The organism is Bosea sp. BIWAKO-01 (assembly GCF_001748145.1).
Classification (GTDB): domain Bacteria; phylum Pseudomonadota; class Alphaproteobacteria; order Rhizobiales; family Beijerinckiaceae; genus Allobosea.
This window is the reverse complement of sequence record NZ_BCQA01000001.1, coordinates 5,581,543-5,598,904: the sequence shown is the minus strand read 5'-3', so window position 1 is coordinate 5,598,904 and position 17,362 is coordinate 5,581,543. Positions and strand designations below refer to the sequence as shown.

Here is a 17,362-nt window from a genome sequence, read left to right as displayed (position 1 = left end):
CCACGGCCCATATGCTGTCCCGATCGTGACCCAGCGCATGGCTTCCCAGATGACGACACTCGCAGACTTCGCCGTTCCGGCGCCGGCCCTCCAGTCGCTGCCCATCGAGGGCTCAACAGAGCGGTTCCCGATCCGGCGGATCTATTGTGTCGGTCGAAACTATGTCGCCCATGTCAGGGAGATGGGCGGCGACGAGACCCGCGATTTCCCGCTGATCTTTCAGAAACCGGCCGATGCGGTCGTGCAGAGCGGCGGCATCGTTCCCTATCCGCCGATGACGGACGATTTTCACTTCGAGCTCGAGCTCATGGTGGCGATGAAGTCCGGCGGCTACAACATCCCGCAGGACGAAGCGCTCGAGCATGTCTTCGGCTACGGCATTTGCCTCGACATGACCCGCCGCAAGCTGCTCGACACGCCTGACGGCCCGCGGATCCCGTGGGAGCTCAAGAAATCATTCGATCACTCGGCGCCCTGCGGCCCGATCTATCCGGTCGAACAGGTGGGCCACCCGTCGACGGGCAAGATCCGCCTCGAGGTCGATGGTGTCGCGCGCCAGGATTCCGATCTGTCCCTGATGATCTGGCGCACGCCCGAGATCATTGCGACACTCTCGAAATATTACTCGCTCGAGCCCGGCGATGTGATCATGACGGGCACGCCGCATGGCGTTGGCGCAGTGCTTCCCGGCCATGTTCTCGTCGGGAGCATCGAGAGCCTCGGCGCGCTCACCGTCACGATCGGCGCGTCGCCCATAGCCGCCTGACACAGAGGGGGCGATCCTCGATTGCCGGTTTCTCCGGCTGGATCGCCCTCCTGCCTGGCTCCTGGCCCGGCGCCCATGGATGGATAGGTTCGGGCGCATCTCGCCGACCGATCGGCCCTGAACGGAACAAGCGCTCGCCTGGCGGGGTTTCATGCGAAGCTTCCTCGGGAGGTTTCGCCATGCAGCTATCGGCCAAGGATAGATTGATTGCGGCCCTCGTGGCCCAGCTTCATGCCGAACGCGAGACGCGGGATGCGTTGGCCTTTGTGATCGCGAATGGCCAGCGAGACGCGGAAATCCTCGCCGCGATCCTCACGGATCCGGTGCCGGCCTTCACGCAGGCTGATCTGGCCCACGCCGATGACCTCGTGCGACGTTATCACAACCGTCGGGAAGCGGCATGACGCGGGAAACGCTGGGCAGCCAGTAGGGTCATGGCCGCGGGCAAGCCATCTGGAGCCTCGGGGCGGCTGCGAATCGTCAATCCCGGGGATCTGACGATCCGCAGGGTCGGACGCGGCAAGGGCTTTTCCTATCTCGACGCGTCCGACGTGCCGATCAGGGATTCAGGATTGCTCGAACGGATCGGCTCCCTTGCGGTTCCTCCGGCCTATCGCGAGGTCCGCATCGCGGCCGATCCGCGCGCCCATCTCCAGGCGATCGGGCGGGATGCGGCCGGGCGGCTGCAATATCTCTATCACCCCGAATGGGAGCGGGTCCGCGAACGCCGTAAACTGAAGCGACTGCGGCTGCTGATCGAGGCGCTGCCCCGGTTGCGCAAGGCGGTCGCCGATGATCTGAAGACGCGTTTGCTCTGTCGCCGGAAAGCGCTGGCCTGCGCGGTCGCCATCATCGACCGCTGTCATCTGCGCGTTGGCGGCGAGGCCTATGCGAGGAGCAATGGCAGCCATGGGGCCTCGACACTCCTCAAGCGCCATGTCGCGTTGACGGCCTCGCGGATCGACCTGTTGTTTCGTGGCAAGAGTGGAAAGCAGATCGCGTGCTCGCGGCAGGATGGCCCGCTCGCCCGAGCACTTGCCCGGATCGCGCAATTGCCCGGCCGGCGATTGCTGCAATACCGGGACGAGGACGGCAAGGTGATGCCGGTCCATGCCGCCGACATCAACGCCTATCTCCGCGAGGTCTCAGGGCTCGCCATCAGCGCCAAGGATCTGCGGATGCTGGCGGGCAACGCGGCTGCGGCGGAGCTGCTGCTTTCCAGCCAGATCATGATCCGCGACGGCAGCGAGAAACGGCAGCTTGCCGCGATCATGCGCGCCGTCTCGGAGCAACTGGCGAACACGCCTGCGGTCGTGCGCAAGAGCTATGTCCACGCGATCGTGGTGAAGTCCTATGCCAACGGCTCGCTTGCGGCCTCCTTCGAGAAGGCGCGCGCCAGGGGCGGCTGCTCCCGGATCGAGCGGGCGCTCGCCTCGCTGGCTGGGTGAGGTTGCAGCGCCGCCGCATGATCAGGTCGAAGCCGGTCCTGCCATCGGGGGACGGCTGCCCCATTCCCGATCTTTTGCGTTGCGAACAAAACGCGAAAAATGATCGAATATGAGACATGTTCGCTCTCGATTCGCTGGCGCCACCAAGCTATCTCGACAAGCTCAACCCCGCGCAACGCCGCGCGGTTGAGCACGGCGTCGGCACGCAGCCGGGCCCCCTGCTGGTGATCGCGGGGGCGGGATCCGGCAAGACCAACACGCTCGCGCACCGTGTCGCGCATCTGATCCTGAACGGCGCGGATCCGCGCCGCATGATGATGCTGACCTTTTCCCGACGCGCCGCAGCCGAGATGGCGAGGCGGGTTGAGCGCATCGCCCGCGATGTGCTGGGCGAGGGGGCCGCCGTCATGACCGACGCGCTGACCTGGGCTGGAACCTTTCACAGCGTGGGAGCAAGGCTGCTCCGGGATTACGCGCCCGAGCTTGGGCTCGATCCGCATTTCACGATCCATGACCGCGAGGACAGCGCCGACCTGATGAACCTCGCTCGTCACGAGCTTGGCTACTCGAAAACGGAAGGGCGCTTTCCCAAGAAGGGCACCTGCCTGGCGATCTATTCGCGCTGCGTCAATGCCGAAGAACCGATTGAAGCCGTGCTGGGGGCTTCCTTTCCCTGGTGTGCATCATGGGCAGGCGAGCTGAAGCAGCTCTTTTCAGCCTATGTCGAGGCCAAGCAGGCCCAGAACGTCCTAGATTACGATGATCTTCTGCTGTGCTGGGCCCAGGCCGCAAGCGAGCCCAGCCTCGCCGCCGAGATGGGCGGACGTTTCGACCATGTCTTCGTCGACGAGTATCAGGATACCAACAAGCTGCAGGCCTCGATCCTGCTTGCGCTCAAGCCCGACGGCCAGGGGCTGACCGTCGTCGGCGATGACGCGCAATCGATCTACTCGTTCCGCGCCGCCGAGATCCGCAATATCCTCGATTTCCCCCAGACCTTCAGCCCCCCGGCCGAGGTGGTCACCCTCGATCAGAACTATCGTTCGAACCAGCCCATTCTGGCGGCCGCGAATGGGGTGATCGAACTCGCCCGCGAGCGCTTCACCAAGAACCTCTGGACCGATCGCCAGTCGGCCGCCAAACCCCAGCTCGTCAATGTTCGCGACGAAGCAGACCAGGCGCGTTTCGTCGCGACGCGCGTGCTGGAGAACAGGGAGGCGGGGCACGCGCTCAAGCAGCAGGCGGTGCTGTTTCGCGCCTCGCATCATAGCGGCCCGCTCGAGGTCGAGCTGACACGGCGCAATATCCCTTACAAGAAGTTCGGCGGCCTGAAATTCCTCGATGCCGCCCATGTCAAGGACATGCTGGCGATGCTGCGCTTCGTCGAGAATCCGCGCGACAGGGTCGCCGGATTCCGCTTGCTGCAGCTGCTTCCGGGCGTCGGGCCGACATCGGCGCAACGCGTGCTCGATCAGGCCGGCACGGCAGATGATTTCGCAGCGGGCCTCGCGGGGCTGTCTGCGCCGGCGCGCACGGGCGACGCGTGGCCGGATTTCGTCGCGACATTTCGGGCGCTGCGCTCAGGGATAGGCTGGCCGGCGGACCTCGAACGGGCCCGTCTCTGGTACGACCCTCACCTGGAGCGCATTCACGAGGATTTCACCACGCGTCGCGCCGATCTGGTTCAGCTGGAGCAGATCGCGTCGGGCTATCCGTCCCGCGAGCGCTTCCTCACCGAGCTCACCCTCAACCCGCCCGACGCGACCAGTGATGAAGCGGGTCCACCATCGCTGGACGAGGATTTTCTCATCCTCTCGACCATCCACTCCGCCAAGGGACAGGAATGGAAGTCGGTGTTTGTGCTGAACACGGTGGATGGCTGTCTTCCCAGTGACCTTGCTGTCGGGGAAACCGCCGAGATCGAGGAGGAGCGCAGGCTGCTCTATGTTGCGATGACGCGTGCCAAAGACGACCTGCATCTGGTCGTGCCGCAGCGCTTCTTCACCCATGGCCAGGCGGCGCGCGGGGATCGGCATGTCTACGCCGCACGCACGCGGTTCATCCCGCACGCTCTGTTGCACCTGTTCGAGCAGGCGACCTGGCCCATCGAGCCGGCTCAGGCCGCGCTGCAACCCCGCAGCGCGGTGAGAATCGACGTCTCGGCACGGCTCAAAGGCATGTGGCGCTGAGGCATCGGCCGAAAGGTGAATTGCGGTCTTCGGGAAGTCGATGCAATCACACAAGGCACGCAATCGGGCAGGGTCGGCGGTGCAGGCCCGCATTTTGCTTGTCCTCCTTAAGCTCTCGGTAACCCTGAGGCCCCAGCCTTCTTGGCTGACCTGACACGATTTCACGCGGAGTGCCTCCATGGATGCCTTCACGATGGTCATTGTTGCCTGCATTTCCGGCGAAGCGACCTGCACCGCCGCCCGGATCAGCGAACTGGGTTTCACAACGGTGCAGGCCTGCGAAGCCCGCATCGAAGACATCGCGCGCTCGATGACGGTGGAGTTCGGAAAGCGACCGGAATTCAAGGGCCGACAGGTCACCTACGACGTCTCCTGCATGGACAGGGAACAGCTCTGGCAAAAGCTTGGGGTGACCCAGGCCGAGACCTGATTGCGGCCGTTCGCGGCGCAGGCGGCCTCTCGCTGAACGCCGACGTCCGGACGCCGATCGGTGGAACAAACCGGAATCGAGCCCGTTCCTGAACACAGAACCCTCAGCGAAGGAGATCTGTGATGATGAAGAAACTTGCTCTCGCCGCGACCCTGATTCTCGTGCCCGTCGCGTCATTCGCCCAGAATCCGCAGGGCGCGCAGGGTGGCGCAGCAGCCGGTGCGGCAACAGGCGCCGTGGGCGGAGCCATCGTCGGCGGTCCTGTCGGTGCTGTCGTCGGCGGCGTGGGTGGCGCTGTCGTGGGCGGTATCGTCGGCGACAACACTCCCCGCTTCAAGACCTATGTGGTCGAGCAGCGCGTGCCGTCCTACACCTATGCCGAGCCGCTCGCGGTCGGCACCGTCCTCCCGAATGAGGGCGTGACCTATCGCGAAGTGCCGCGCGAGTATGGCGCGACCCAGTACCGCTATACGGTTGTGAATAATCGCACTGTGCTGGTCGAACCCGGCACCCGCCGGATCGTTCAGATCATCGAGTGATCAGCACAATCGTCCAAGCGTTCGGCCCGCCAGCGGTTTCGGTTGGCGGGCCGTTTGCTGCCAGGCGAACGCGATGTCAGGGGCGCAGCAAGCGAGCGAGGGGCCTGTTTCCTACGCGTCATCGAACCGAAAGATCTTCGCAGCGCCGGTTTCGTCGCGCAGGCCCTTGTAGGTTGCGTGGCGAAGCTTCCCGTCATCAGTCCAACCGCGGAATTCGATGTCGGCAACCAGCACGGGCGAAACCCAGCGCGCGGCTGTCCGCTGGATGGCCAGGGGTGGTCGCGGAACGAGTCTCGCGTCGAGCCGCGCCTTCAAGGCCGCGCCGGACGCCTCGGTGAAGCCGCTGCCAACCCCGCCCACATAGACCAGGCCTTCGGCCTTTTCCGCAGCGAGCAGCAACCTGCCGATTCCTCCAAAGCCGATCGAAGGCTCATATCCGATGATGACGAAGCGCTCCGACTGGATGCACCTGATCTTGAGCCATTCGCCACCGCGGCCGGAGCGATAGGGCGCATCGAGACGTTTGGCGATGATGCCTTCGAGGCCGAGCTTGCAGGCAAGGGTGTAGAATGCCTCTCCGTCCGCAATCACATCCTCACTGAGCAGGATACCGGGAGAGGCGCCGTCGATTGCATCGGCCACGACCTCGCGCCGCTGCGAGAGCGGCAGATGCCGCAGATCCTGTCCATTGAGGTAGAGAATATCGAAGGCAAACAGTACCGCGAGTTCGGCGCTGCCGTTGCCGTCACGCCCGCCGAGCGCTTGCTCCAACGCTGCGAGATCCGATTTTCCGCTTCGGTCGAGCATGACGGCCTCGCCATCGAGGATGGCACTGTCGACGACGATCTGCTTCGCTGCCGCCACGATTGCGGGAAAGCGGGCCGTCCAGTCCCGGCCATCTTGCGTCATCAGGCGCACCTCGCGCGAAGGCTCGATATGGACGGCAAGCCGGTAGCCGTCCCATGCCACCTCGAAGGACCAATTGGACCCCTTGGGCGGCTTTGCCGCCTCACTGGCAAGGCATGGTTCGACATGCCGCGGCATGGGATCGTCGTCTTCCGTGCTGTCGTCAGGGAGACGGGCCTCCACTGGTATGGCAGCGGGCGACACGATCGCGCCCTTCGACGCCTCTGAACCGGGGCCGGACCGCGACATCTGGCGCGCGCGCATGACGGGTTCTCCTCCACCACAGACAAACGCCGGGCAGCGGGCACTCGTTCCGGCGACGTGGAACCTCGTGCCGCCTCAGCAGTTAGGATATGGTGGTGATATGGGAGTGCTGTCATGGGTTCGTTACCCCGCGCTTTTCATCCCAAGCGGAAACCCGGACGACCTTCCGATCGACGGCCGCTGAATAGTCGCCCCCGGCCGACTGCCATCATGCCGACCGAGCTTTCACGCGAGATCTGTGAGGACGAGGACGGCAAGCATTATGCGGTCATTGTCTGGCGGCTCTATCCCGGTCTGCGCAGCATCACCTACACGCTCGATAGCGGTGCGCTCGTGAACTATGTCGACGAGCGCAGGTTCGAGATCGCCAGAACCGGCTTGCTCATCACCCGGCTGGCGTGATTTCGGCCATAGGCGATGGTACCCGGCAAATGACATTGCCGGTCCCGCTCCAAGGTCTAGCTTGCTCCTTACAGGGAGGTGCCTTGCATGCCCGATAATCTTGCCAGATCAGACGAAATGACGGTGACGCTCCGCACGCACGAAGACTATCGCAATGCTTGTGAGCGCATTGGCCAGTTGGAAGGCATTCGGCCAAGTGCCATCAGAGATCGTCAACTCGCGGCGCTCAGAACGGCGATCCACGATTACGAGCCGCGGCAGACCTCATTGCGGACATCGCGATGAGCTCATGAGTCCTGGGTCGCACGCGATCGTCGCTGACGAGTGAGGCTCTGCACCTGGCAGGGCCGTGCCACCAACTGGTCCACGAGACGGACAATGCGAGAGCGCCGCCACGACGCGCCCTTCCGGTGGGCCTTGCTCAACCGAACGAGCTTCAACGCTGGTGCGTACAGGGTCGGAGCGATCTCACGATAACGTGTTTCCTGCAGCCGCCACTCGAACTCCGTTTCGGTCGTGAACGCGCGCCGCCACGAGCCAGCATCCCCATGGTTCCAGCGCTTCCTTGGTCGCCCGGTACGGCGCAAGCTGGAACCATTACGGACGCCCGCTCGTTCCTCGCTCGCGTCAGCTGAAACGCATGGGGAAATGACATGGCTCCGCGCGCTATCTGGAAAGGCGTTCTGAAGATTGCCGAGGTGAGCTGCCCGGTGTCGCTTTACACCGCAGCCTCGACCGCCGAGCGGATCTCGTTCCACACCTTGAACCGCAAGACCGGCAATCGCGTCCATCGTCAGTACATCGACGAGGTCTCCGGCAAGCCGGTCGAGACAGAGGATCAGGTCAAGGGCTACGACAAGGGCAATGGCGTTTACGTCCTCCTCGAGCCGGAAGAGATCGCCGCCGCGATCCCGGAAAGCGACAAGACCCTCACGGTCGAGACATTCCTGAGGTCCGATGAGGTCGACGAGATCTTCTTCGACAAGCCCTACTATGTCGCGCCTGCCTCACCCGTGGCCTCCGAAGCCTTCGCGCTGATCCGCGAGGGGATGAAGGACCGGAAATCGGTCGCACTGGCCCGGACGGTGATCTTCCGCCGGATGCGATCGATCCTGATCCGTCCTCAGGACGAGGGGTTGATCGCGACGACATTGAACTTCGACTACGAGGTCCGCTCGGCCGAGGACGCTTTCAGCGAGATCCCGGACATCAAGATCGACGGTGAGATGCTCGACCTGGCCGAGCACATCATCAAGACGAAGGCTGGCCAGTTCGATCCCAGGCAGTTCGACGATCGCTATGAGGCCGCGCTGGCGGAACTCGTCCAGGCCAAGATCGAAGGTCGCAAGATCAAGCCGCAGAAGCGGCCCGAGCCCTCGAAGGTCGTCAGCCTGATGGAGGCATTGCGTCAAAGTGCCAAGGCAGGCGGCGGCGAGAAGCCCGCAGCGGCGAAGCAAGCGCCGCGCAAGAAGGCGAGTTGATCATTTGCGCCGCGGTTCCAGGCTGCGCTTGAGCGCGTCCATGATGTTGACGACATTGCCTTCCGCGGCCGGAGGCGGCAACGTCCTCGTCGGTTTGCGACCCTTCTCCTTGGCCTTGATGATACCAAGCAGCTCCTCCTGGACCGGGTCCCTGGCAAGCTCCGGCGACCAGTCCTTGGTCCGGCTCGTGATCAGCTTGTCCATGAGGGGACACAGATCAGCGTCCGGTGCGGCCTCGCCGATCCCGGCGAAGTAATCCTTCTCGGGCCGGACCTCATCGCCATAGCGCAAGGTCCATAGGACGATGCCGTTATCCCGGGCGTCCAGCAGCACGGCCCGTTCGCGCCTGTAGAGGACCACCCGCGAAATCCCGACCGTCTTGGTGCGCTTCATCGCTTCGCGGATGACGGAGAATGCCTCTTCCCCGACCTTGGCATCGGGCACGAGGTAATGCGGCGTGTCATACCAGATCCAGCCGACCGATGATCTCGGGGCGAAGGTCTGGATGTCGATGGTTCTGGTGCTCTCCAGCGCCACGGAATCGAGTTCGTCGTCTTCCAGCATGACGTAGTCGTCATCGCCCCTCGGGTAGCCCTTGACCTCGTCCTCGTCGCGGACGGGCTTGCCGGTGACCGCATCGACGAAGCGACTTCGGATACGGTTTCCGGTCTTGCGGTTGAGCGTATGGAAGCGGACCTTCTCGTTGTCCGAGCGGGCCGGCATCATCGCGACGGGACATGTCACGAGGGACAGCTTGAGATAGCCCTTCCAGAACGTCCGCGGCACCATGGTCCCATCTCCCCGACACGCCCGGTGAACGCGGTGGGGTGGCTGATCGTTCCCCGGCGCCGCTTATCGGCCCCCGTCAGGCTGCCGTGGCGCGCGTGCCCAGCTTCTTGATCGCGTCGAAGAGCGAGCCTGCCGCGTCGTCGTAGCCTTCCCAAGCCTCGGTCCTCGTCAGCAGGCCCGGCACGGTCCGCACGGTAAAGCGCTTGGGGTCGAGGTCGGCTTTGACCTGCGGCCAAGTCAGCGGCATCGACACCTGAGCGCCTGGCCTTGCCCGCGGCGACAGGGGGGCGACCGCCGTCGCCATGCGGTCATTTCGCAGATAGTCGAGGAAGATGCGGCCATTTCTGAGACGCTTGGCCATGTTGACCACGTAGCGTGACGGCTGATCGGCGGCGAGTTGCGCGCAGATCTGGCGGGCGAAATCCTTCGCCGCAGGCCACTCGACCTTGTTGCGCTTTCCAGCGGCCAAGGGCGTGACGACATGCAGTCCCTTGCCGCCTGTGGTCTTGCAGAAGCTGACCAGTCCAAGCGCATCCAGCCGTTCGCGCATCTGCCTTGCGGCCTCGATCACCTCGCCGAATGTCACGCCCGGCCCCGGATCGAGATCGAAGACCAGGCGACCCGGCGTCTCCGGATCACCGGGCATGCAGTTCCAGGGGTGAAGCTCGATGCCGCCGATCTGGGCGGCCGCCGCCAGCGCCTCGATCCGATCGATCTGGAGATAGGGCTTCTTGTCGCCAAAGACCCGGACGAGTTCGAACAGGTTCGAAGTTCCCATGCCGGCGTGGCGCTGGAAGAACATCTCGCCCGTAATTCCATCGGGCGCGCGCACGATCGAACAGGGCCGGCCCTTGATATGCGGTATCATCCAGTCGCCCACCGCGGCGAAATATTCGGCCAGGTCCTGCTTGGAGACGGGCCGATCATCCCCCGCATTCGGCCACAAGATCTTCTCGGGGTGGCTGATGCCGACTCCCATGACAGTGGCCCTTTCACCCCGACGGCGCGGGGATGCCGGTTTCGGCTGCGGCGTTTCGGTGTCTTCCGGATCGGCGGGGAGGTCGGTTTCCACTTCGTCGGCGGGTTTGTCTTCCCGCAATCCCTTGAAGGCGGCCTGACGAGCCATGCCATCCCCGGTCCATCCGGCAAACTCGATCTCCGCGACAAGTTCGGGCTTCAACCAGTTGACCCCGGGCTCGCGCTTTGGAGAGCCGGCCCCTTTGAAGGGCGAGGCTGTCGCCGCCGCCGCCTTCAGCTTTGGCAACAGCGCCTGCACCTTGGCGGCGCTGTAGCCCGTGCCCACCCGTCCGATATAGACGAGATCCGACCCTCGATTGACGCCGACCAGCAGCGACTTGAATTTGCCGGCTGTCGTCGACCATCCGCCGATCACGACCTCATGCCCGGCGCGGCATTTGGCCTTCGTCCAGCTGTTGCTACGCCCTGACATATAGGGCGCATCGACCGCCTTCGAGACGATGCCTTCCAGGGAGAGTTGGCAGGCCGATTTCAGGACGGCGTCGCCGCCGGTCTCGAAATGCTCGACATAGCGCAGGATGATGCCGTCGCCGTGGTCGTCGAGGGTCTCCTTCAGCCGCTCCTTGCGCTGCAGGAGTGGCAGTTCGCGGAGATCGGCCCCGACGTTGAACAGCATGTCGAAGGCGAAGAAAATCAGATCCTCCGTCCTGCTCTCCGAAATAGCGGCCTGGAGGGCGGCAAAATCCGGCGTGCCCTGCTTGTCGAGCGCGACGATCTCGCCATCGATGATGGCATCCGGCAGGCTCTCTCCCGCCTTTGCGATCGTTTCAAATCGGGAGGTCCAGTCGAGCCCCTTTCGGGTCTTGAGCGTGACTGTCCCGCCCTGGATCCGCATCTGGATGCGATAGCCATCGAACTTGATCTCATGCACCCACCCGCCACCATTGGCGGGGCGCTCGACACTTCGGCATAGCTGCGGCGCGATGAACGGCGGCATGGGGCCCGGGCGAGATCCCTTGGGCGATCCAGACCGTTCCGGGCTTCGCCTGTGCTGCGCGGCCAGACCCTTCCGGCTGTCCCATTCGGCGTCAGCGGCGAGGGCGTCCTTCGCGAGGAGGAATGGCTTGGGCGAGCGCCCCTTTCCGGCCGCGATCGCGTCCATGCTGCGGCCGGAGGCAACGGACGTGTCGGCCTTCAAGACCGCATCACCGTCGCCATCCACGGAATGCGCGTCCCGGTGCTTGATCAGAAGCCAGTTGGTGCGCTTGCCGCCGTCGCGGTCATGACGCATCCGAACGAGGACAAAGCTGCCATGGAGGCGCTCGCCGTCCAGGGCGAACTTGAGTTCGCCCTTTTCCAGTTGGCGCTCCGGGCTGATCTTGCCCTCCGGCTGCCAGTAGCCGCGATCCCAGAGCAGGACCGTCCCCCCACCATATTGCCCCTTGGGTATGGTCCCTTCGAAATCCCCATAGGGCAGGGGGTGATCTTCCACCTCGACTGCGAGGCGCTTGTCGCCAGGATCAAGCGATGGACCCTTAGTGACCGCCCAGGACTTGAAGACCCCGTCCAGTTCCAGGCGCAGATCATAATGAAGCCTGGTCGCATCATGCTTCTGGATGACGAAGCGCAGGCGGTTCGATTTCGAAACCGCAGCGTCTCCGTCAGGCTCCCTGGTCTTCTTGAAATCGCGCTTCTGACGATATGCCTTGAGCTTTTCCAAGTGACTCTCCGCGTTCGCGGCTGAAGCAAGATGCACGCTCTGTCGGCTCTCCGCGCAAGACAACACAGGAACAGGCGCGGGAAATGATTGTTCCGAAACTGCGAGACCTGCGACGCAAGGGGCGCGTGCGGTCCAGATGAAGCGCCATCGCGCGCTCCGAACCATGAACAAGCCATCCTGATCGTCGATTAACACCGGCACCTTAGGATGAGCCGGAATGAGGATCTGGAATGCAGTCGAATTCTGTGAAGCTTGAGCCAGGCGACCTGTCGATCGTCGTTCCGGCTCAATCCGGACGGTCAGTTCGCGTATCGGATGGCGATATCATCCGCATCGTCGATCCGAAGGGGCAGCAGGTCGCCGATCTCTGGGCCTTCGTCACCTCGCCCCAACTCGACTGGCTGAGCACGGCCCAGACCCGAGACATCAATGAGCGCTTGTTTCCGAAGGTCGGAGAGCGCTTCTACAGCGACCGCGGCGTTCCGTTGCTGACATTGGTCGAGGACGGATCACCCGGTCCGCACGACATGCTGTTTCCCGCCTGCAACCGTGAGCTCTACGAGCGGGCCGGGCTGTACGATCACCCAAATTGCAGGGACAACCTGCTCCTGGCACTTCAGGAGGAGGGCGTCGCGCTACCTTTCGTACCCGATCCGGTCGACCTGTTCCAAAACTCGCCTCCGCAACCAGACGGTCGGCTTGAGGTTCTCCCGTCGATCAACCCGCCTGGCGGGTATGTCACCGTTCGCGCCGAGTGCGATCTTCTCCTGGTCGTTACGGCATGCTCCGTCGATTTCCATCCAACGAACGGCGAGTGCTGTACAGAAATCGAGATCGAAGTCGTTCGCAGCCCACGCTCTTGGTGATGGGGTGACCAGATTGTCGTGCACTGGCCAGCGGGCCCATTTGACGCAATGATCGAGCGCGAGCTGGTGAATGATCATGCCAGCTGCGCAATCAAACGCGCACTATGGGCCAAACATAAAGGCCCTGGCTCCATGGGAGGAGAATTCCATGCTCGTCGGCGTGCCCTGCGAAATCAAGGACAACGAAGCGCGTACCGGGCTCGTCCCCTCATCCGTCCGGGAGCTGGTCCATCATGGTCATCAGGTCATGGTCCAGTCGGGCGCAGGTCTTGGTGCCGGCATCACCGATGAGGATTACGTCGCGGTCGGCGCCAAGATAGTCGACGGCCCGGAGAGAATATTCGCAGAAGCCGAGATGGTGGTGAAGGTCAAGGAACCTCTGGCCCAGGAGCGGAAGCGTCTGCGGCCCGGACAGATCCTGTTCACCTATCTGCACCTTGCTCCCGATCCTGCGCAGACCCGCGATCTCATTCAATCCAAGGCGATCTGTATCGCCTACGAGACAGTCACTTCACCCTCCGGCAGCCTGCCGCTTCTGGCGCCGATGTCCGAGGTGGCGGGCAGACTCGCACCGCAGGTCGGGGCACATGCGCTGGAGAAGGCCCAAGGGGGGCGCGGCATCCTGCTGGGTGGCGTGCCGGGTGTCCCGGCAGCGTCCGTCGTGATTCTCGGCGGAGGCGTGTCGGGCACCCATGCGGCGACCATCGCCATTGGCATGGGAGCGCAGGTCACGGTCGTGGACCGGTCAGCAGAGCCGCTGAAGCGCCTGGCCACCCAGTTCGGCAATGCGATTACCACCGTCTTTTCGACGCAGGCGGCGATTGAAGAACTCGTCAGGCAAGCGGATCTGGTGATTGGTGCGGTGCTGATCCCTGGCGCGTCGGCACCCAAGCTGGTCAGCCACGCTATGATCCGCACCATGAAGAAGGGCGCCGTCGTCGTGGATGTGGCCATCGATCAGGGCGGCTGTTTCGAAACATCTCGGGCCACCACGCATTCCGACCCGACCTATATCGTCGATGGGGTCGTGCATTATTGCGTGGCCAACATGCCCGGCGCAGTCGCTCGCACATCCACCTTCGCGCTCAACAACGCGACATTGCCCTTCGTGCTGGCCATAGCCAATCACGGCTGGCGTGAGGCCTTGAGGCAGGACCCCCATTTGCGCCAAGGCCTCAATATATGCTTCGGGCAGGTCACCTGCGAGCCTGTGGCAAGGGCTCAAGGCCTGCCCTTCGACGAGCCTCTCACGGTGATCGAACGCGAATGAGCGCAAGCAAGGTTCCCGTGCAACGGAGAAGCCTCGGCGCGGCAGTGGTTGCGGGGGAATCTTCGCCCTGGGGCAGCACGGCGTGCACAGCGCGAAACGATCGGACAACACGTCTGCAATCGTGGCAACGGCCCGGTACACTGGCAGTAAGGAGTCCTTGGCCAGCAACGCTCGCGTCGTTCTGATCAAAACCAAGTGATCCGGGGTAGGCGATGCATGCATTGCCCCGGAAGCAGGGCCAGTCCTTCTGGAAAGAAGCGATTCCGGTTTCAGACGTGATTTCAAACACTTCAAGGCAAAAATGAAAGGTCCGCTTTGGAGCTGAGCCGGATTCCATTTTCCGGCCGGATGTTCTAATCACACGCGATGGATAACGTCGCGCCGCATGAACTTTTTCCCCATGTCCGCATCGTAATGGGCATGATCATCGGCCTCGGCATCACCCGGATGCTGACTGGCATCGCCGGTTTCATCCAGCATCCCGATCGTTATCGCGTCTCGATGCTTCACATGCTCTGGGTCGGCTCGATCCTGCTGGAACTCGTGCTGTTCTGGTGGTGGGAATTCGGGCTGTCGCGCATCCCCAACTGGAGCTTCGGCGTCTACATCTTCCTGATCGGCTATGCCATCGTGCTCTATTTGCTGTCGGCGCTGCTGTTTCCGGACAACGTCGCTGAATATGCCGGCTACGAAGACTTCTTCATCAACCGGCGGCGCTGGTTCTTCGGCCTCATGGCGACGTCCTTCGTTCTCGATGTGATCGATACCCTGATCAAGGGCACGGAGCGCTGGACCCAGCTGAGCGGCGATTACCTGATCCAGGTGCCGATTGGCCTGGCTCTCTGTCTCGTTGCCTGTGTTTTCGCGCAACGTTGGGTCCAGATGTCCATGGCTGCCGTGCATCTTGCCTATCAGGGCTATTGGATCGGGCGCATCGTCCACACCATGCAGTGACGACGCGGCGCGATTGGCGCTTCAGCCGGAACAACCCGGGTCGCGACCGGCGGACGACCTCATGGCAGCATTGCGTGTCAGTGCCGGAGCCAGGGCGCCTGTAAAGCCTGCAGCAAGAGGTTCAACCGCTGCCCGGCAAAAGGCTGGTTGATCGGCGGTGCGAGGGTTGGGTACGGTGAGCCGTCGTCACTGCTTACTGGCCTTATGCTGCAAACCTCTGCTCGCCTGCCTGTTCGGCAGTTCCTTTCCAGCGAAGCCGTGCTCATCGGACAGAAACCGGGGCGGTCATTCGTCGGGTGAAGGGCTGCTTCCCCTCCCGGTAACGTGTTAGGTTCCCGATCGATGGACGAGACGACTCAACAGCTCATTGAGATGCTTGAGGGCTCCCCGGTCCTGGTCGCCCTGTATGACCAGTTCGACCGGCTTCGAAAGGCGAACCGAGCCTTTCGCCAGGCCTATTCGATCCGCCCCAGAGAGGATCCGACATGGTCGGAGATCATGCGCCGGAATTTTTCGGCGGAAACGGGGACGGTCGTTCGAACCACGAATTTCGAGGAATGGCTGATCTCGACGCAGTCGCGGCGAGGCAAGGTCGGTTACCGCGCCTACGAGACCGATCTGCATGACGGGCGGTGGCTCTGGATGACCGAGATGGTCAGCGATGACGGTTGGATGCTCTGCATCGCAAGCGTCACGACCGATCTCCATTCCGACAACAGAACCCTGCGCCAGGCCCGGGACAGCGCGGTCAAGGCCTCGTACACGGACGAACTGACCGGGGTCGCCAACCGCCGGTTCGTGATGGCCCGGATCGACGATATGCTGCTTCAGCGGCGCCTGGACAGCCGGCTGACGGGCTGCCTGGCCGTTCTCGACATCGACCATTTCAAGGTCATCAACGATCGCTTCGGGCACGCAGCCGGGGATGAAATCCTGTGTCGATTTGCGAAGGAGATCCACGCGAATGTCAGGCGCTCCGATTGTTTTGGCCGGGTCGGCGGCGAAGAGTTCGTCCTGGTGATGCCCAGGACATCCGCTGCCGAGGCCGCGCTGGTCCTGGAACGCATGCTCATCGTCGTTCGGGCGATGAGGCCGCTCGGCGGCCATGGCGATTTTCGTTGCACCTTCTCGGCAGGAATCGCCGAAACAGACCCGACGGATGTATCGCTGAGCCTGTACGCGCGTGCCGACAAAGCCCTCTATGCCGCCAAGTCGAGAGGCCGAAACTGCATTGTCGCTGCCGAGGGCGAAGCCGAGCGATCCCCCCAATCGATCGCGCCGTAGCGCGCAATTCTCATTTGCAGCCGAGAGACACCGCCATCGGTCGCACCGTCCCGCGAGGATGATCTGGAAGGCGCCCCGGCCAGGCCATGACGGCCTGAGCTGGACTGAAATCGCCCCGGCGGGCGTGGCGACTGTGAAGCGCCCGCCGCATCGGGATGCGGTCGGCAGCACAGATTCCACGTTTGGAATCGGATGGTTGGCCAAAGCATCTCCATCGGAATACCAGGCCATTCCTGCAGTAAAGGACGGCCGATTATTGAGGTTCACCGATGTGGATTGTTGTGCAACAATTGTGAGCCGAAATGCTGACCTCGGAGGACACCATGCGACTAGGGCTTGCATCCACCGCCGTCCTTGCGACCTGCCTGGCCACGTCTGCCTTCTCCGCCGATCTTCCCAGCCGCCAAGCGCCGCCTCCGCCGATCGTCTACGCTCCCGTCTTTACCTGGGCCGGCTTCTACGTCGGTCTCAACGCCGGTGTGGGCTGGGGCGGCTCGCGTGACGTCATCGTCACCGGGCCGACGGCTGGCTCCTCGGGAATTCTAAGTGGCGGTGGCGGCGACGGCGCCTTCGTCGGCGGCGGCCAGATCGGCTATAACTGGCAGTCCGGCGCCTGGGTCTACGGTCTCGAGACCGATATCCAGTATGTCGGTTCGAGCGGCGATGTGTCGTGGGGGCAGTACACCTGGTGGGCAGGCAGAGGCGGCGGTGACGGCGGCTATTTCGGCACCGTGCGCGCCCGCGTCGGCTACGCCATCGATCGGACCCTGATCTACATCACCGGCGGCCTGGCCTATGGCGGGCTGAACAGCAACCCGCTGACCGGCAACACGACGAGCAATACCGGTTGGACCATCGGCGGCGGTGTCGAATATGCCTTCACCAACAACTGGACGGTCAAGCTCGAAGGCCTCTACGTCGATACGGGCGAGGGCCGACGGAACAGGTTCTTCGAAAACCCCGCGGGCGGCGTGCTCCCGGCCGGAACCTACACGGCAACCACCAATGGTGGCGGCAATGGCGGCATCGTTCGCGTCGGTGTGAACTACAAGTTCTGAGCCGCGCATCCTGGATCT

17 protein-coding genes are annotated in these 17,362 nt (G+C 63.3%); 14 read left to right on the top strand and 3 right to left on the bottom strand.

Annotation, left to right across the window (positions count from 1 at the left end):
- Positions 1–49: 49 nt before the first annotated feature.
- The 6 genes from BIWAKO_RS26115 (at position 50) to BIWAKO_RS26090 (ending at position 5,372) form a co-directional block, all read left to right on the top strand.
- On the top strand, positions 50–766 hold the full coding sequence (locus tag BIWAKO_RS26115) for a fumarylacetoacetate hydrolase family protein (RefSeq protein WP_069882802.1): 717 nt from the start codon (positions 50–52) through the stop codon (positions 764–766).
- 179 nt (positions 767–945) lie between these two features.
- The gene (locus BIWAKO_RS26110) at positions 946–1,170 is read left to right on the top strand and encodes a hypothetical protein (RefSeq protein ID WP_069881133.1); all 225 of its coding nucleotides are present in this window, start codon (positions 946–948) and stop codon (positions 1,168–1,170) included.
- A 30-nt stretch (positions 1,171–1,200) separates the two neighbouring features.
- On the top strand, positions 1,201–2,214 hold the full coding sequence (locus tag BIWAKO_RS26105; RefSeq protein ID WP_069881132.1) for a DNA topoisomerase IB: 1,014 nt from the start codon (positions 1,201–1,203) through the stop codon (positions 2,212–2,214).
- 116 nt (positions 2,215–2,330) lie between these two features.
- The gene (locus BIWAKO_RS26100; RefSeq protein WP_069881131.1) at positions 2,331–4,403 is read left to right on the top strand and encodes an ATP-dependent helicase; all 2,073 of its coding nucleotides are present in this window, start codon (positions 2,331–2,333) and stop codon (positions 4,401–4,403) included.
- Positions 4,404–4,581: 178 nt separating this feature from the next.
- On the top strand, positions 4,582–4,833 hold the full coding sequence (locus BIWAKO_RS26095) for a hypothetical protein (RefSeq protein WP_069881130.1): 252 nt from the start codon (positions 4,582–4,584) through the stop codon (positions 4,831–4,833).
- A 122-nt stretch (positions 4,834–4,955) separates the two neighbouring features.
- Entirely contained in the window at positions 4,956–5,372 is a 417-nt protein-coding gene (locus BIWAKO_RS26090; RefSeq protein ID WP_069881129.1) for a DUF1236 domain-containing protein, read from the top strand.
- A gap of 111 nt (positions 5,373–5,483) precedes the next feature.
- Here the strand turns inward: BIWAKO_RS26090 and ligD (BIWAKO_RS26085) are convergent, their stop codons facing one another.
- A complete protein-coding gene (ligD, locus tag BIWAKO_RS26085) occupies positions 5,484–6,542 on the bottom strand; it encodes a non-homologous end-joining DNA ligase (RefSeq protein ID WP_244523549.1) in 1,059 nt (352 codons plus the stop codon).
- Positions 6,543–6,752: 210 nt separating this feature from the next.
- Here ligD (BIWAKO_RS26085) and BIWAKO_RS26080 point away from each other — a divergent pair, with 210 nt between their 5' ends.
- From BIWAKO_RS26080 to ku (BIWAKO_RS26075), 3 genes are all read left to right on the top strand, one after another.
- Entirely contained in the window at positions 6,753–6,944 is a 192-nt protein-coding gene (locus BIWAKO_RS26080) for a hypothetical protein (protein WP_069881128.1), read from the top strand.
- An 87-nt stretch (positions 6,945–7,031) separates the two neighbouring features.
- On the top strand, positions 7,032–7,229 hold the full coding sequence (locus tag BIWAKO_RS35555; RefSeq protein WP_141740238.1) for a hypothetical protein: 198 nt from the start codon (positions 7,032–7,034) through the stop codon (positions 7,227–7,229).
- A gap of 368 nt (positions 7,230–7,597) precedes the next feature.
- Positions 7,598–8,425, top strand: coding sequence for a non-homologous end joining protein Ku (gene ku / locus BIWAKO_RS26075; protein WP_069881127.1), 828 nt, complete (start codon positions 7,598–7,600; stop codon positions 8,423–8,425).
- On the opposite strand, the gene ku (BIWAKO_RS26070) is transcribed toward ku (BIWAKO_RS26075), so the two are convergent.
- A complete protein-coding gene (gene ku, locus BIWAKO_RS26070) occupies positions 8,426–9,214 on the bottom strand; it encodes a non-homologous end joining protein Ku (RefSeq protein ID WP_069881126.1) in 789 nt (262 codons plus the stop codon).
- 76 nt (positions 9,215–9,290) lie between these two features.
- On the bottom strand, positions 9,291–11,912 hold the full coding sequence (gene ligD, locus BIWAKO_RS26065) for a DNA ligase D (RefSeq protein ID WP_069881125.1): 2,622 nt from the start codon (positions 11,910–11,912) through the stop codon (positions 9,291–9,293).
- Between the two features lie 230 nt (positions 11,913–12,142).
- Here ligD (BIWAKO_RS26065) and BIWAKO_RS26060 point away from each other — a divergent pair, with 230 nt between their 5' ends.
- From BIWAKO_RS26060 to BIWAKO_RS26040, 5 genes are all read left to right on the top strand, one after another.
- The gene (locus tag BIWAKO_RS26060) at positions 12,143–12,778 is read left to right on the top strand and encodes a DUF1989 domain-containing protein (RefSeq protein ID WP_069881124.1); all 636 of its coding nucleotides are present in this window, start codon (positions 12,143–12,145) and stop codon (positions 12,776–12,778) included.
- 148 nt (positions 12,779–12,926) lie between these two features.
- Entirely contained in the window at positions 12,927–14,048 is a 1,122-nt protein-coding gene (ald, locus tag BIWAKO_RS26055) for an alanine dehydrogenase (RefSeq protein ID WP_069881123.1), read from the top strand.
- Between the two features lie 366 nt (positions 14,049–14,414).
- Entirely contained in the window at positions 14,415–15,002 is a 588-nt protein-coding gene (locus BIWAKO_RS26050) for a hypothetical protein (protein WP_069881122.1), read from the top strand.
- 342 nt (positions 15,003–15,344) lie between these two features.
- Positions 15,345–16,286, top strand: coding sequence for a GGDEF domain-containing protein (locus BIWAKO_RS26045; protein ID WP_069881121.1), 942 nt, complete (start codon positions 15,345–15,347; stop codon positions 16,284–16,286).
- Positions 16,287–16,609: 323 nt separating this feature from the next.
- A complete protein-coding gene (locus BIWAKO_RS26040) occupies positions 16,610–17,344 on the top strand; it encodes an outer membrane protein (protein WP_069882800.1) in 735 nt (244 codons plus the stop codon).
- Positions 17,345–17,362: the final 18 nt, after the last annotated feature.

What these genes read in the sequence shown, in the direction of transcription:
- BIWAKO_RS26115 (WP_069882802.1), top strand. Translation starts at nt 50, where the DNA reads ATGACGACACTCGCAGACTTCGCCGTTCCGGCGCCGGCCCTCCAGTCG.
- BIWAKO_RS26110 (WP_069881133.1), top strand. Translation starts at nt 946, where the DNA reads ATGCAGCTATCGGCCAAGGATAGATTGATTGCGGCCCTCGTGGCCCAG.
- BIWAKO_RS26105 (WP_069881132.1), top strand. Translation starts at nt 1,201, where the DNA reads ATGGCCGCGGGCAAGCCATCTGGAGCCTCGGGGCGGCTGCGAATCGTC.
- BIWAKO_RS26100 (WP_069881131.1), top strand. Translation starts at nt 2,331, where the DNA reads ATGTTCGCTCTCGATTCGCTGGCGCCACCAAGCTATCTCGACAAGCTC.
- BIWAKO_RS26095 (WP_069881130.1), top strand. Translation starts at nt 4,582, where the DNA reads ATGGATGCCTTCACGATGGTCATTGTTGCCTGCATTTCCGGCGAAGCG.
- BIWAKO_RS26090 (WP_069881129.1), top strand. Translation starts at nt 4,956, where the DNA reads ATGATGAAGAAACTTGCTCTCGCCGCGACCCTGATTCTCGTGCCCGTC.
- ligD (WP_244523549.1), bottom strand. Translation starts at nt 6,542, where the DNA reads ATGCGCGCGCGCCAGATGTCGCGGTCCGGCCCCGGTTCAGAGGCGTCG.
- BIWAKO_RS26080 (WP_069881128.1), top strand. Translation starts at nt 6,753, where the DNA reads ATGCCGACCGAGCTTTCACGCGAGATCTGTGAGGACGAGGACGGCAAG.
- BIWAKO_RS35555 (WP_141740238.1), top strand. Translation starts at nt 7,032, where the DNA reads ATGCCCGATAATCTTGCCAGATCAGACGAAATGACGGTGACGCTCCGC.
- ku (WP_069881127.1), top strand. Translation starts at nt 7,598, where the DNA reads ATGGCTCCGCGCGCTATCTGGAAAGGCGTTCTGAAGATTGCCGAGGTG.
- ku (WP_069881126.1), bottom strand. Translation starts at nt 9,214, where the DNA reads ATGGTGCCGCGGACGTTCTGGAAGGGCTATCTCAAGCTGTCCCTCGTG.
- BIWAKO_RS26060 (WP_069881124.1), top strand. Translation starts at nt 12,143, where the DNA reads ATGCAGTCGAATTCTGTGAAGCTTGAGCCAGGCGACCTGTCGATCGTC.
- ald (WP_069881123.1), top strand. Translation starts at nt 12,927, where the DNA reads ATGCTCGTCGGCGTGCCCTGCGAAATCAAGGACAACGAAGCGCGTACC.
- BIWAKO_RS26050 (WP_069881122.1), top strand. Translation starts at nt 14,415, where the DNA reads ATGGATAACGTCGCGCCGCATGAACTTTTTCCCCATGTCCGCATCGTA.
- BIWAKO_RS26045 (WP_069881121.1), top strand. Translation starts at nt 15,345, where the DNA reads ATGGACGAGACGACTCAACAGCTCATTGAGATGCTTGAGGGCTCCCCG.
- BIWAKO_RS26040 (WP_069882800.1), top strand. Translation starts at nt 16,610, where the DNA reads ATGCGACTAGGGCTTGCATCCACCGCCGTCCTTGCGACCTGCCTGGCC.